A 13,381-nucleotide genomic window follows, 5' to 3' on the forward strand; every position below is an offset into this window, starting at 1 on the left:
CCACGCGCTTCACGTGCCCGGACCGGCCGGACCGACGTGCTCGGTGGGCCCGGCGAAGGCGAGAAACAGCAGGCGGGCAGCAAGCCGCCACTCACCGTCGACCCTGCGGAACGTGTCCTCGTAGTGCCCCACCTGCACAGGGGGCCGCGGGGGCACCATGCCCCCCGTGTGACCGTCGACGCGGTAGGTGGTGAAGTACGTGGTGGCCTCGGCGGTCGACGGCGAGGTGACCGTCACCAGGATGTTGGTGCAGACGCGGCGGGAGAGGCGGTCGGCGGGCCGGGAACCGAAGTAGGTCCGCAGCGCGTCGCGCCCCTGGATCCTGCGGTTGCCCTCGGGCCACTCCCAGACCCCGTCGGGAGTGAAGAGGTCCGCCACCGCACCGGGCCGGCCCAGATCCAGCTCCCGGACGAACTCGAGGATCAGACGCTCGCACGCGCGCTCGGCAAGCAGACGTTCTTGAGGATCGTTGGCCATCCGGACTTCCTATCAAGGGCGCCGGAGCGCGGCCATCACTTTTCGTCGCCGTCCCGGCCCTCGGCCTGCGCACCGTAGTGACGGAGGAACATGTCGACGCCACCGGTGATGAGACGGTCTGTCAGGTCCTCGTCGATCTCCGTGCCGAAGGAGCCGAAGACCAGGTGGGGGAAGACCAGGAGTCCGTAGAACTGGATGATCGCCACCTGGAGGTCACCGATCCGCAGCCGGCCCTGCTCGGTGAGGGTGCGCAGCGCGTTGGCGAGCGCGGGGTGGTGGCTCTCCGCGGCGCGCTGCTTCCAGGCTTCGCCCAGTTCGGGGAAGCGGTGCAGCTCGGCGGCGACGAGCTGGCGCAGCGCGGTGACCTCCTGGTCGGCGCGGACGGCGTGGACCCATGTGCGTGCCGCCTCGACGAGTGCGGCCGGCAGGTCCTCGGCTTCGGCCAGGCCTTCCAGTGCGGCCGATGACTCGCCACCGAGCGGCTCGTCGAGTGCGTCCGTGATCACCGCGGTGAACAGCGCTTCCTTGCTGCCGAAGTGGTTGTAGACGGTCACCTTCGACACACCGGCCGAGGCGGCGATGGTGTCCATGCCCACGCCGAAGCCCTCCCGCAGGAACAGGTGGCGGGCGGCCCGCACGATGGCCTGCCGCTTCAGCTCCGCACGGGGTCCGCCGGGGGGCCGTTTGACGCCGTCCACGCTCATGGGCCGACCCTAACACCCAGCTGAACTGTACTGTTGAGTTCATCTGAACTGAACTGAACAGTACAGTTCAAGGGTCGCCGGTCGAACCACATGGCGCGCCGGCGCGACCGCAACCGTCTGCCCGCCCGCCCTCAGGAGACCCCATGACCCACTCGCCCTCCGGGACACCGCACACCGCCGAACGCGTCCACCACCCGCCCGCCGACCCACGCCGGTGGACGGCGCTCGCACTGATCTGCCTCGCGCAGTTCATGCTGGTCCTGGACGTCACCGTCGTGAACGTGGCCCTGCCCGGCATGGCGGCCGACCTCGGCCTCGGTCGGCAGGCGCTGACCTGGGTGGTCACCGCCTACACCCTCTGCTTCGGAGGGCTGATGCTGCTCGGCGGCCGGCTCGCCGACGCCCTCGGCGCCCGCCGCACACTGCTCGCCGGGGTCGCCCTCTTCACCGCCGCCTCCCTGGTCGCCGGACTGGCGCTAAACGCCCCCGCGCTGCTCGGCGGCCGCATCGGCCAGGGCGTCGGGGCGGCCCTGCTGTCCCCGGCCGCGCTCTCCGTGGTCACCACGACCTTCCACGGCGCCGAGCGCAACAAGGCACTCGGCGTGTGGGCGGCGATAGGCGGCACCGGCTCGGCGGCCGGCGTCCTGCTTGGCGGCGCCCTGACCGACGGGCCCGGCTGGCAGTGGGTCTTCTACATCAACGTGCCGGTCGGTCTGCTTCTGCTGGCCGCCCTGCCCGCCTACGTGCGGGCCCGTGCTCCGCGACCCGCGCGGCTCGACGCCCCCGGCGCGCTGCTGGTCACCGCGGGCACCGCCGCCCTGATCTACGGCCTGGTCAAGGCGGGGGACGCCGGCTGGGCGGACGCCTCGACCCTGCTGCCGCTGGTCGGCGCGGTCCTGGCCTACGCGGCCTTCGCGGCGGTCGAGCGGGCCGGCCGGGCCCCGCTGATGGACCTGCGGATGTTCACCCGGCGACCGGTGCTCGCCGGGGCCTTCCTGATGCTGACGGCCACCGCCCTGCTGATCGCGTTCTTCTTCGTCGGCTCCGTGTATCTGCAGCACATCCGGGGCTTCAGCCCGCTGCGGACGGGGCTGGTCTTCCTGCCCGTCGCCGTCGCCACCGGTGTCGGCGCCCACCTCGGCTCCCGGCTCGTCGGCCGGATGGGCAGTCGCCCGACCGCCGTGGCGGGCCTGCTCGTCGCGACCGCCGGGACCATTCCGCTGACCCGGCTGTCGGAGACCGGCAGCGTGTACGGCGGGCTCCTGCCCGGTTTCGTGATCGCCTCCTTCGGCATCGGCGCGGTCTTCGTCACCGCGACGACCACCGCGCTGGCGATGGTGGAGCACCGGGAGGCGGGGCTGGCCTCCGGGGTCGTGAACACCTTCCACGAGGTGGGAGCCTCGATCGGTGTCGCGGTCGTCTCGACCGCTGCGGCCGCCGGCATCGAGCGGGGCTCGGTGAGTGGCTTCGCCGACGCCTTCACGGTGTGTGCCGTGACCGCCGGTGCCGGCGCCGTCGTGGCCCTGGGCCTGGTGCCGCGCGGCACGCCGCACTCGACCGGTGCTCCGCACGTGCACTGACCCGACGCCTCGGGCACCCCGCCGGAGCCCTGTCGGCCGTCCGCGCACTCCCCGAACACCGGCGCGAGGGGGGAGGGCGATATCGTCGACGGCGGCACGGCGACGAGGAAGGGACGCATGGGGAGGCAGAGCGCCGGCACGAAGCGGCCCCCCCGGGATGACGGATGTGGCGCGGGTCGCCGGAGTCTCGGCGCAGACGGTGTCACGGGTCCTCTCGGGCCACCCGAAGTGCAGGAGAAGACGCGCGTCAAGGTCCTGGCCGCCGTCGAACAGCTGGGCTACCGGCGGAACAACGCGGCCCGCATCCTCTCCTAGGGCCGCAGCCGCGCCATCGGCGCGGTGACGTTGCGGACCCGCAACTACTCGCGGGGGGCCGTCACCTCCGGTATCGAGAGCGCGGCCCGGGCCGCCGGTTACGCCGTCAACACGGCCACGGCCGCCTCACTGGACACGTCCGCCATCGAAGCCGCGCTGTCCCACCTGGCCGACCAGGGCGTCGAGGGAATCATCCTGGCCGTGCCGCTCATCCACACCAGCCGGCGGATCGAACAACTGACCAGGGCGATGCCGACCGTCACGGTCGACGGCTCGCGGACCTCCGCCACCGAGGTGGTGGCCGTCGACCAGGCCCTCGCCGCGCGCCTGGCCGGTGCACCGCGCAGCAGGCGCGAGGCCGGTGGGCACTCGCGCTAGTGTGCGCACGTGAGTCTTCATGTCGTCATAGGTTTTGGGCCCGCAGGAGCCGCAACCGCCCGCCTGCTGGCGGAAAATGGCCATTCCGTACGGGTCATCACCAAGTCGGGCCGCGGCCCGGAGCCCGGTATCGAGCACCTGGCGTTGAACGCGGCGGACGGCGGGGCGCTGAGCGAGGCCGTGAAAGGCGCGGCCGCGATCTACAGTTGCGCCGCACCGCCCTACCACCGCTGGACCCGTGACTGGCCACCGCTCGCCTCGTCGCTCTGCGCGGCGGCCGAGGCGAGCGGCGCCGTTCTGGTCATGCTGGGGAACCTCTACGGCTACGGTCCGGTGGACGGCCCCCTGACCGAGGACCTGCCGCTCGCCGCCACCGGGCCCAAGGGGCGGGTGCGCGCCGCCGTCTGGGAGCAGGCGCACGCCCTGCACCAGCAGGGCCGCATCAGGGCGGTCGAGGTGCGGGCCTCGGACTTCTTCGGGCCCGGCGTGACCGACGGCGGTCACCTGGCCGGGCGGGTCGTCCCCCGGCTGCTGCGCGGCAAGCCGGTCTCCACGCTCGGGGACCCGGACGCCCCGCACAGCTGGACCTACCTCCCCGACGTGGCCGGGGCACTGGCCGAGGTCGCCGGTGAGGAACGGGCGTGGGGCCGTCCCTGGCACATCCCGACACGGCCCGCGCTGTCGGTCCGGGAGATGGTCGACCGCCTGGCCGGCGAAGCGGGGACGGCACCGGTCGCGGTGCGCGGACTTCCGCCCGCCGTGCCGGCCGTGGCCTCGCTGGTCTCCCCGCTGATGCGCGAACTGAAAGAGATCCGCTACCAGTTCGACCGCCCCTTCGTCGTCGATTCGAGCGCCTACGAGTCGGCCTTCGCGGTACGGGCCACACCCGTCGACGAGCAGATCAGGGCCACGGTGGACTGGTGGCGCCGACGACTGGCCAACACCGGGTGACTTCTGCGAGACGGAGAGATTCCACGATGGATTCGACGGAGCCGCGGCACGACGACGTGGCGATCGTGGGGATGGCCTGCCGGTTCCCGGGGGCGCGGAACGTGAACCAGTACTGGCGGCTGCTGACGGCGGCGCAGCCGCAGTTCGCCACCGTGCCGGACTCGCGATGGCGCACCGCCGCCTTCCTCAGCGACTCGATGCGTGACACGTCCGCGGCGTACACGGACACCATGGCGCTGCTGCCGGACGTGGGTCACTTCGACGCGGCGTACTACGGCATTCCGCCGCGGCGGGCCAGAACGATGGACCCGCAGCACCGGTTGCTGATCGACCTCGCCCGGGAGGCGATCCAGGACGCGGGGTGGGAGGCCGGCGGCTTCGACCGCGAGGAGACCTCGGTGATCACGTCCCTCACCGAGAGCGGCTACCGGGAGATCAGCACCCTGCGGGTCCGCATGCGTCAGCTGGCCGGCGGGGAGTTCGGGCCCCGCCCGGCCGATCCCCGGTTCCAGGAGGCGGTCCGCGCGGTCGACGGGATGCACGGCACCTCCGTGGCCGGCCTCCTGCTCAACATGGGACCGAACACGATCAGTTCGGTCTTCGATCTGCACGGCGAGAGCTACGCGCTGGACTCGGCGTGCTCCGGCGGACTGATGGCCGTGGCCAACGCCGTGTTCGCGCTGCGCGCGGGTCGCTGCCGCATCGCCCTGGCGGGCGGCGCCCAACTGGTCCTCACCCCCGACCTGCTGGTGGGACTGTGCCGGATCGGCGCCATCTCGCGCAGCGGACAGTGCCTGCCGTTCGGCGCGGAGGCCGACGGTTTTGTCCTGGGGGAGGGCGCCGGCGTCCTGGTGCTGCGGCCCCTGGAGGACGCGCTGACCGCAGGGGACCGGGTCTATGCCGTGATACGGGGTGTGGGAACGGCCAACGACGGGACCGTGCAGGGCGGTATGCACCCCCAGGCGGCCGGTCAGCTCCGGGCGCTGCGCCGGGCCTACCGGGACGCGCGCCTGGCTCCGGACGCGGCGGGCTATCTGGAGGCCCACGGCACCGGCACCACGGTCGGCGATCCGGTCGAGGTCGGGGTCCTGCGCGAACTGCGCGGCGAGCGGGGCGCACCCGCCTTCCTCGGCGCGGTGAAGGCCGTGGTCGGGCACTCCCTCAACGCGGCGGGCATGGCCGGGCTCATCAAGTCCGTCCTGGCCGTGCACCGGGGAGTGATACCACCGCAGCCCGAGTTCGACCTGGCCGACCGGTCCGTCCTCGACGCCGCCCGGCTGACCGTCCCCACGAAGCCGGCGGGATGGCCCGCGACCGGACAGCCGCGACGGGCCGGGGTGAGCGCGTTCGGATTCGGCGGCACCGGCGTCCACCTGGTGGTGGAGGAGTGCACCGGGGCACCGGCCCGCCTCGCCCGGGACGACGGCCCGCACCTGCTGGTGCTCAGCGCCCGCGACCGGGCCGGACTGGCCGGTCACGCCCGGGAACTGGCGCGCACCATCGCCGAGGACCAGCCCTCGCTGGCCGAGGTGGCGGGCACGCTGGCCCGCCGGACCCCCCTGACCGAGTGCCTGGCCCTGGTGGCGCAGGACGCCGCCGACGCCGTCGGCAAGCTGTCCGCGGCGGCCGAGGCCGTTGCCGCCGGACGGACCGGCGTCCTCGGACCGGGACAGGCGGTCGGCACGATCGTCCCCGGCGACCCGGCGGAGGCCGTCGCCCCGGCACCGCAGACGCCGTCCGCCGAGCCGCGCACGGCCGAGCTCGCCCGGCTCGCCGAGCGTGCGGTCACCGGCTCGGGGCTGCGCCCGGTCATGGAGCCCATGCCGCCGTACACCCTGCCGCCCAGTCCGCTCGCTCCACGCCGTCACTGGGTGGTGGACGATTCGGCCCGGGAGACGGCGGAACGGCCCGGGGCCATGGACCCGGATCCGCCCGGGGCGGCACGCACGGCGTCGCGTCCCGACCGCGCCTCCGTCGCGTCCGTCGTGCTCGAGGAGGTGTCGCGGACCGGAGTCTTCCCGCTCTCGGACCTGAGCGAGCGGATGACGCTGGTGGCGGATCTCGGCTTCGACTCCCTGATGCTCCAGGAACTGGAGGTCAACATCGGCAAGCGAATACCGGGATTCCGCACCGAGGAGATCTTCTCTCCCGGCCTCACCATCGAGCGGCTGATCACCCTGGTCGCCCCGGACCGCACGGAGCGGCCGGTCTCCGGCGAACCCGGCGAACCCGCCGCCCGGGAGCCCCGGGCCACCTCGGGGCCCCGGGACTCCCGGGCGGCTCACGAGACACGGCAGGACTGGGACGCCGCGACCGCGCGCGTCGACGACTTCCCCGAGGTCGCGCAGTTCGAGGAGCGGCTGCACTCGATCACCGACAGCGGCGCGGACTTCCCGTACTTCCGGGTCCACGAGGGCACCATCCGCGACACCACCGTGATCGACGGCCGGCCGTACCTGTCCTTCGGCAGCTACAACTACCTGGGGCTGTCCGGCCATCCGGCGGTCAACGAGGCGGTGCACCGGGCGGTGGACCGCTACGGCACCTCCGTCTCCGCGAGCCGGGTGCTCTCCGGCGAGCGGGACCTCACCGTCCGGCTGGAGCAGGCGCTCACCGACTTCCTCGGCGTGGAGGACTGCCTGGCGCTGGTGAGCGGCCACGCCACGAACGTCACCGCGATAGGGCATCTCGTCGGCGCCGGGGACCTCGTCGTGCACGACTCCCTCGCCCACGACAGCATCCTGCAGGGCTGCGCCCTGTCCGGGGCGGCGCGACGCCCGTTCGCGCACAACGACATCGACCGGCTGGAGCACCTGCTGCGGCTGAACCGGTCCCGTTTCCGGCGGGTGCTGATCGCCGTCGAGGGTGCCTACAGCATGGACGGCGATCTCGCCGACCTGCCCGCAGTGATCGAGCTGAAGCGGCGCTACGGCGCGCTGCTGATGGTCGACGAGGCGCACAGCATCGGCACCGTCGGCGAAACCGGCCGTGGCGTGGGTGAGTTCTTCGGCGTCGCCCGGTCCGACGTGGACCTGTGGATGGGCACCCTGTCCAAGGCGTTCGCCAGCTGCGGCGGCTACCTCGGCGGTTCGGCCCGGATGGTGCGCTGGCTGCGCCACACGCTGCCCGGCTTCGTCTACAGCGTCGGCCTGACCCCCGCCAACGCGGCCGCGGCGCTGGCCGCCACCGAGCTGATCGCCGCGGAACCGCAGCGGGTGCAAACGCTCCGGCGGAATGCCGGCCTGTTCCTGCGGCTGGCCGCGTCGCACGGCCTGGCGACGGGCTCCAGCGCCGACACCCCGATCGTGCCGTGCCTCCTCGGCGACTCGGCGCGGACCCTGCGGGTCGCGGACCGGTTGTTCGACCGTGGTGTCGTCGCCGACCCGATCTTCCACCCCGCCGTGGAGGAGGGGCTGGCGCGGCTGCGCTTCTTCGTCACCAGCGACCACGGCGAGGACGACATCCGTCGCGCCGTGTCGGTCCTGGCCGAGGAGGTGGCGGCCGCCGGGGGCGGAGTGACCAGGTGAGCGATCGGGCGCGCGACGGGGTGAGTGCTGCACGTCAGATGAGGGTGCGTTCGATCCGGCTGAGCATGGCGTGCTTTCCGGCGTCCCCGCCCGCACCGGTCTCCTCGGCCGTGGGCGCGTCCGGCTGCTGCTCGTTGCTGTGCAGCCGCTGGGAGAGGAGGTAGGCGATGATCTCCGCCTCCTGTTCCTGGACGTCGTCGTAGGTCGCGCGCAGGAGCATGTCACGCACGAGGTCGGGGTCGAGGTTGGGGAAGAGGAGGCGGGCCGCCGCCTCGTCCAGCCAACCCGCCCCGCGATGGCAGCAGATGATGTGGCCCAGCTCGTGCAAGATGATGTGCTCCTGATGCGCGCTGGTTGTGTTGGCGTCGTAGAAGATGAGGTCCTCGTCGCGCGCGGCGACCCACATGCCGCACGGGTGCGAGGCGGGCATCTGCATCGGCACCAGCGTGATCGGACGGCCCCGGGCCTCGCCGAGGTGGCGGCAGAGTTCTGCCACGTCGGCCAGTTCCGGCAGGTCGAGTTCGGCGAGTCGTCGCGCGCCGGCCTTCCGGAGCCGCTTGAGCTGGCTGCGGCGGTCCTGATCGGCCGACCGTCCCCTTCTGGCGCCTATCACTCCGACTCCGAGGCGTCGGTGACGGGCGGGAGTCCCTGCAACTGCCGGTACTGGTCCATGATGGCCGTGATGGCCTGGAGGTTCTCCTTCTTCATGCCGGCCGCTCGCATCGCCACGGCCCGGACCCCGGACTGCCGCAGCGCCTCGATGGCGGCGACCTCGCTGAGGACGGACTTGGCGACCTCGTCGTCGAAGAAGTAGGCGACGGAAACGCCGAAGAAGCGTGCCAGGGCGGCGAGCAGGTCGGGCGAGGGGTTGGAGCGTTTGCCCGTCCGCAACTGCGACAGATAGACGCCGCCGACCTTGAGTTCGGGGTTGGTTCGCTTCAGCTCCTCCGCGACCTCGGCATTGGTCCAGTGCCTGCCTTTGGGGCGGACCGTCCTGAAGAGGTCGTCCAGACGCACTGCCAGCAGAGGCCGGTCGTCAGTCTCGGACATGGTGGATCTCCCTCCCGTCACCTCCCCGGCATAGCCCTCGGCTAAGCGACAGTCTCCCAGATTAGCGGACAGTTGACAATTGGCCGAGACTCCGCCAACGTTGGAGCCCGCAGATAGCTGGCAGCTAACTTGGCCTACGGGGGTAGTCGAGTTGGCGCCGTCCCGAGTCGGACGGGCCCGGCCCTCGGAACACAGGGCCGGGGCCGGTCGGCGAGGAGGGGCGTCGCCCGCCTGACCGAGAAAACGGGGGAAGTACGGGGAAACGGGGGGCAACGAGGGAAACGGGGGAGAGAAAACGGGAGAACCCGCCCGGTCTGACGGGGGATACAGGCCGGGCGGGAGCTCTCAACCCGCGTTCTTGAGTTTACTGTAAGCGGATGCGACTTTGGCGAGCCACGCCACTTCCGCGGTGAAGTTGTCCGTATCGCGGTCCTCGAAGTCGCCGGCGTCCTTGTTGTCGTCAGGGACGATGCCGGTTCGCTTGGCGTGCAGGGCCTGTCTGATCTGCGCCGCCTCGGCGTACGCCTGCCGGTGTTCCTCGCTCGCCTCCGGACCCGGGCCCGCTGTCGTGAGGGTGCCCGCGGTGCGGTCGATGTAGGGGCGCAGGTCGCGCCAGCCGTCCCGTATTTCCACGACCCGACGGTGCAGGCGGTAGTCGAGGTCGGAGACGGCGGCGGTCCCGGCCTGCTCCAGGACGATGTCCGGGGAGGACTCGTACAGGTCCCGCCAGAGCGGGTAGAGCGCCCGGTAGGACCGGTAACTGCGGGCCCAGTCGAGCAGTTTGGCGGCCGAGGCGCCCCAGGAGGACATGGTCAGGCTGAGCGAGAGGATGAGGATGCCGGCCGCGCTGAAGAGGGACGGTGTCACCGTCCAGGCTCCGATGTCGAGGCCGGCCGCAGCGGTGAGGATGTTGACGGTCCTGGCCGTGCAGTAGAGGAAGAGCACCACGGCGGCGACCGAGAGCAGCCGCAGGGCCTGGCGCAGCGAGGCGTTGTCGGTCATCCGGGCGTACGGTCCGCACTGGCGGAAGATGGTGACGCACGGCACCGCCTGGGAGACGATGAAGAACAGCAGGTAGGTGAGCACCAGCGGCTGGCCGCTGCCGGTGTCGAAGTCCGACGACGGCCGGCCGGGTCCGTCGGCCAGGAAGAAGAGAGCCGCCAGAAGCGTGTTGAGACCGACGCCGGTGATCAGCCAGTAACGGGTCTTCTGGGCCGCCTTCTCGTCGTCGGTCGCCCAGTGCAGCAGGATGATCTGCGCGCTGACGCAGAAGGCGACCGCCGACAGGTGCATCACCAGGATGGCGAGGTTGCCGACGCCCAGGAAGCTGTCGCCTCCCATGGCGACGGCGCCCATCGTGAAGGTGAGGCACTGGAACAGCAGGGTGACGACCAGCGTGCGGTAGGCGCCGTCACGCCAGCTGCGCCGGGCCTGGCTGAGTCGGTAGGCGAGCGCGGCGTAGGACGATATCGCCGCGATGACGAAGCAGATGGTTCTCGTGGTGTTCACGGCCTGATTCCTGTGGGGGTGCCGCCGCACTGCGGGGAAGGGAGAGCGGCCAGGGGGGTGAAGGGGACAGAGCAGGGGGGTTCAGTCGGCGTTGTCGCCGGTGCCGCCGACGGGGACGTCGAGGCCCACGCTCTCGGCCGCCACGGCGATGGCCTGGTCGAAGAACGCCGCCTCGTCCCGGACGCTGTCGTGGGTGCGGCTGAAGACCTGGAACACCAGCAGCCCGATCAGATTGCTCCACAGCACGATGCCGCGCTCGATGATGTCCGAGAACGGCGCCTCGGGCCTGCCGCCGAACAGCTCCACCGCCGCCGGCAGGAGCAGCGACGGTCCGGGCATCGACCGCCGGGGCGGGGTGAGTTCACCGGCGTGCAGTGCCGAACGGACGATGCCGGCGAGCACGGCGGGGGTGCGCGAGGCGGGCGGGACGGTGTCCTGCGGGGCGTGGTAGCCGGGCACGGGGGATCCGTAGATCAGCGTGAACTCGGCAGGGTTGGCGAAGGACCACTCCCTGAGCGCGCGGGCGCCCGCGAGGAGCCGGGCGCCCGCCGAGGCACCCGCCCGGCCGGCTGCCTCGTCCGCCTGTTCCATCGCGGCACCGGAGGCGTTGTAGGCGTCGATCACCAGAGCGGTCAGCAGGTCGTCCCGGTGCGGGAAGGCGGCCTCCACGTCGGTGACGGACAGACCGCCGGCCTCTGCCACGGCTGTCGTGGACAGCCCTCCCGCGCCCACCTTCGCCAGCAGTTGGCGCGCGGCGTCCGTGATGGCCGCACGGGACGTCAGGTCGCTGCCGTCGGCCGGGTCTGTTGCGGAAACCTCCATGCTCACACCGTACCCGGCGGCAACAACGGCCTTGGGCGCGGCGGTCCGGACCCTTGGCGTCGTGCGCCGCGATCCGGCCACCTCCCCCGGAGCGCCGGAATCGGGGCAAACCCTGGAAGTTCAGGCCCCGGTCCCCAGCCGGAGCCGGGAGCCGGCCGCCGGGATGGGATGATGACGGGGACAGGGCGACGGCGGTCCGAGGAAGCCGGTGCGAATCCGGCGCGGTCCCGCCACTGTGATCGGCGAGCGGATCCCGACAGGCCACTGCCCCGCGCGGGCGGGAAGGCCGGGACGAGCGATGACCCGAGAGCCAGGAGACTCACGCGGTCGCCTCCTCGACGGACACCGGGGCGGAGCTCCCCGGGGAGGGGAAGTGCGGCATGTCCGCAAACCGGGCCGGGGAACAGGCCGAACCCGTACCGTGCCGGGTCGTGGTGTGCCGGGACTGCTGCTGCGGCAGCCCCAAGATCACCGGCGTCGATCACGCGGCGCAGACCGCGCGCCTGCGTGCCGAGGTGCCCGTACGCATCTCCGCCTGCCTCGACGTGTGCGACCAGGCCAATGTCGTCGTCGTCCAGCCCTCCTCCGCCGGCCGGGCCGCCGGCGCCCGGCCGGTCTGGCTGGGGCTGGTCAACGACCCGGACGCGACCGAGGACATCGTCGCCTGGGTGCGCGCCGGCGGGCCCGGGACCGCTCCGCTGCCGGACGTCCTCGACCTGTACGCGTTCACCCCGCCGGGACGGCGAGCGGCGCCGAACGGGATCTGACCCCTCCTCACCGACCGCCGAGCCCGGCACCGGCAGGGGCGCGGGTGGCGTGGGCCAGGTGTGCGACTGTGGTCCGATGTGCATGTCGTACCGGACGTCCGACGCGAGACGAGGAGCCCAGGAGCATGCCGACGACGAGCAGCGGTGCGCGGGACGAGGGCGCGGGGGCGCTGGACGGGATCCGGATCGCGGACTTCTCCCGGGTGCTGGCCGGGCCGTACGCCACGATGCTGCTCGCCGACCTGGGCGCGGACGTCGTCAAGGTGGAGCGGCCCGGCACCGGGGACGAGACCCGCGCCTGGCATCCGCCGGCCGACGCCGACGGCACCTCCACGTACTTCCTGGGCGTCAACCGCAACAAGCGCTCCGTCGCCCTGGACCTGAGCACCGGTGAGGGACGGGAGCGGGCCCGGGAGCTGATCACCCGCTCGGACGTCGTCGTGGAGAACTTCCGGCCCGGCACCATGGCCAGGCTGGGCCTCGGCCCGGAGGAACTGCTCGCCGCCGACCCTCGCCTGATCTACTGCTCCGTCACCGGCTTCGGCACCGGCGCGGGGGCGGCACTTCCCGGCTACGACCTGCTGGTGCAGGCCGTGGGCGGACTGATGAGCGTCACCGGCGACCCCGACGGCGAACCCACCAAGACGGGCGTGGCGCTCGTCGACGTCATCACCGGCCTGCACGCCTCGCTCGGCATCCTCGCCGCCCTGCGCCACCGGGACCGCACCGGGCGCGGCCAGCTCGTCGAGGTGAGCCTGCTCGGCTCCCTGCTGTCCGCCCTGGTGAACCAGGCGTCCGGCTACGTCGCCGCGGGTGCGGTGCCGGGGCGGCTCGGCAACGCGCACCCGAGCATCGCACCGTACGAGACGTTCGACGCGGCGGACCGGCCGATCGCCCTCGCGGTCGGCAACGACGCGCAGTTCGCCGCGCTCGCCGCCGTCCTGGGGCGGCCCGGCCTCGCCGAGGACCCGCGGTTTCGCAGCAACCCCGACCGCGTCGCCCACCGCGCCGAACTCCGTACCGCCCTGCAGGAACGACTGCGGACCCGGGACGCCGACCACTGGGCCGAGGCGCTGCCCGCCGCCGGGGTGCCGGCCGGGCCGGTCAACGCCCTCGACGAGGCCTTCGCGTACGCCGAACGGCTCGGTCTCCAGGCCGTGGTCGACGTCGGCGGAACCCGCCAGGTGGCCCACCCCGTCCGCCTCGGCGCCACCCCGGCGCGGTACCGGCTCGCACCGCCCGAGCTGGGCGAACACACCGCTGACGTCTTCCGGAAGGGTCAGGCACAGGACGGCTGACAC

General features: G+C 72.5%; 11 protein-coding genes, 1 pseudogene and 1 riboswitch. Of the genes and pseudogenes, 6 read left to right on the forward strand and 6 right to left on the reverse strand.

Annotated elements, in window-relative coordinates; all coding sequences use genetic code 11:
• Nucleotides 1-9: 9 nt before the first annotated feature.
• Nucleotides 10-477 carry a nuclear transport factor 2 family protein gene (locus ACLGIH_RS31265; RefSeq protein WP_416528638.1) on the reverse strand — a complete coding sequence of 156 codons (468 nt, stop codon included), beginning with the start codon at nt 475-477 and terminating at the stop codon, nt 10-12.
• Nucleotides 478-512: 35 nt separating this feature from the next.
• Nucleotides 513-1,181: a TetR/AcrR family transcriptional regulator gene (locus ACLGIH_RS31270; protein WP_416528639.1), complete on the reverse strand. Its 669-nt coding sequence runs from the start codon at nt 1,179-1,181 to the stop codon at nt 513-515.
• Nucleotides 1,182-1,324: 143 nt separating this feature from the next.
• Here ACLGIH_RS31270 and ACLGIH_RS31275 point away from each other — a divergent pair, with 143 nt between their 5' ends.
• The 4 genes and pseudogenes from ACLGIH_RS31275 (at nt 1,325) to ACLGIH_RS31290 (ending at nt 7,932) form a co-directional block, all read left to right on the forward strand.
• A complete protein-coding gene (locus tag ACLGIH_RS31275; RefSeq protein WP_416528640.1) occupies nt 1,325-2,761 on the forward strand; it encodes an MFS transporter in 1,437 nt (478 codons plus the stop codon).
• Nucleotides 2,762-2,918: 157 nt separating this feature from the next.
• Nucleotides 2,919-3,409: pseudogene (locus ACLGIH_RS31280) on the forward strand (LacI family DNA-binding transcriptional regulator); the annotation flags it as partial.
• Between the two features lie 54 nt (nt 3,410-3,463).
• Nucleotides 3,464-4,405: an NAD-dependent epimerase/dehydratase family protein gene (locus ACLGIH_RS31285; RefSeq protein ID WP_416528641.1), complete on the forward strand. Its 942-nt coding sequence runs from the start codon at nt 3,464-3,466 to the stop codon at nt 4,403-4,405.
• Between the two features lie 26 nt (nt 4,406-4,431).
• Complete coding sequence (locus tag ACLGIH_RS31290; RefSeq protein ID WP_416528642.1) at nt 4,432-7,932, forward strand: aminotransferase class I/II-fold pyridoxal phosphate-dependent enzyme; 3,501 nt, start codon at nt 4,432-4,434, stop codon at nt 7,930-7,932.
• Between the two features lie 34 nt (nt 7,933-7,966).
• Here ACLGIH_RS31290 and ACLGIH_RS31295 read toward each other — a convergent pair whose 3' ends face one another.
• The 4 genes from ACLGIH_RS31295 to ACLGIH_RS31310 all read right to left on the reverse strand — a co-directional run bounded on the left by ACLGIH_RS31295 (nt 7,967) and on the right by ACLGIH_RS31310 (nt 11,313).
• Nucleotides 7,967-8,545: a toxin gene (locus ACLGIH_RS31295; RefSeq protein WP_416528643.1), complete on the reverse strand. Its 579-nt coding sequence runs from the start codon at nt 8,543-8,545 to the stop codon at nt 7,967-7,969.
• Complete coding sequence (locus ACLGIH_RS31300) at nt 8,542-8,982, reverse strand: helix-turn-helix domain-containing protein (protein WP_416528644.1); 441 nt, start codon at nt 8,980-8,982, stop codon at nt 8,542-8,544. Before ACLGIH_RS31300 ends, ACLGIH_RS31295 begins: the two co-directional genes overlap by 4 nt.
• Before the next feature lie 345 nt (nt 8,983-9,327).
• Nucleotides 9,328-10,491, reverse strand: a complete 1,164-nt coding sequence (locus ACLGIH_RS31305) for an MAB_1171c family putative transporter (protein ID WP_416528645.1) — start codon at nt 10,489-10,491, stop codon at nt 9,328-9,330.
• 81 nt (nt 10,492-10,572) lie between these two features.
• Nucleotides 10,573-11,313, reverse strand: coding sequence for a TetR/AcrR family transcriptional regulator (locus ACLGIH_RS31310; RefSeq protein ID WP_416528646.1), 741 nt, complete (start codon nt 11,311-11,313; stop codon nt 10,573-10,575).
• Nucleotides 11,314-11,512: 199 nt separating this feature from the next.
• A riboswitch (cobalamin riboswitch) is annotated at nt 11,513-11,633 on the forward strand.
• 60 nt (nt 11,634-11,693) lie between these two features.
• Between ACLGIH_RS31310 and ACLGIH_RS31315 the strand changes: the two genes are divergently transcribed.
• Nucleotides 11,694-12,080, forward strand: a complete 387-nt coding sequence (locus tag ACLGIH_RS31315) for a (2Fe-2S) ferredoxin domain-containing protein (RefSeq protein WP_416528647.1) — start codon at nt 11,694-11,696, stop codon at nt 12,078-12,080.
• Between the two features lie 125 nt (nt 12,081-12,205).
• Nucleotides 12,206-13,378, forward strand: coding sequence for a CaiB/BaiF CoA transferase family protein (locus ACLGIH_RS31320; RefSeq protein ID WP_416528648.1), 1,173 nt, complete (start codon nt 12,206-12,208; stop codon nt 13,376-13,378).
• Nucleotides 13,379-13,381 lie beyond the last annotated feature (3 nt).

Source organism: Streptomyces hamibioticus (assembly GCF_047946815.1).
Lineage (GTDB): Bacteria > Actinomycetota > Actinomycetes > Streptomycetales > Streptomycetaceae > Streptomyces.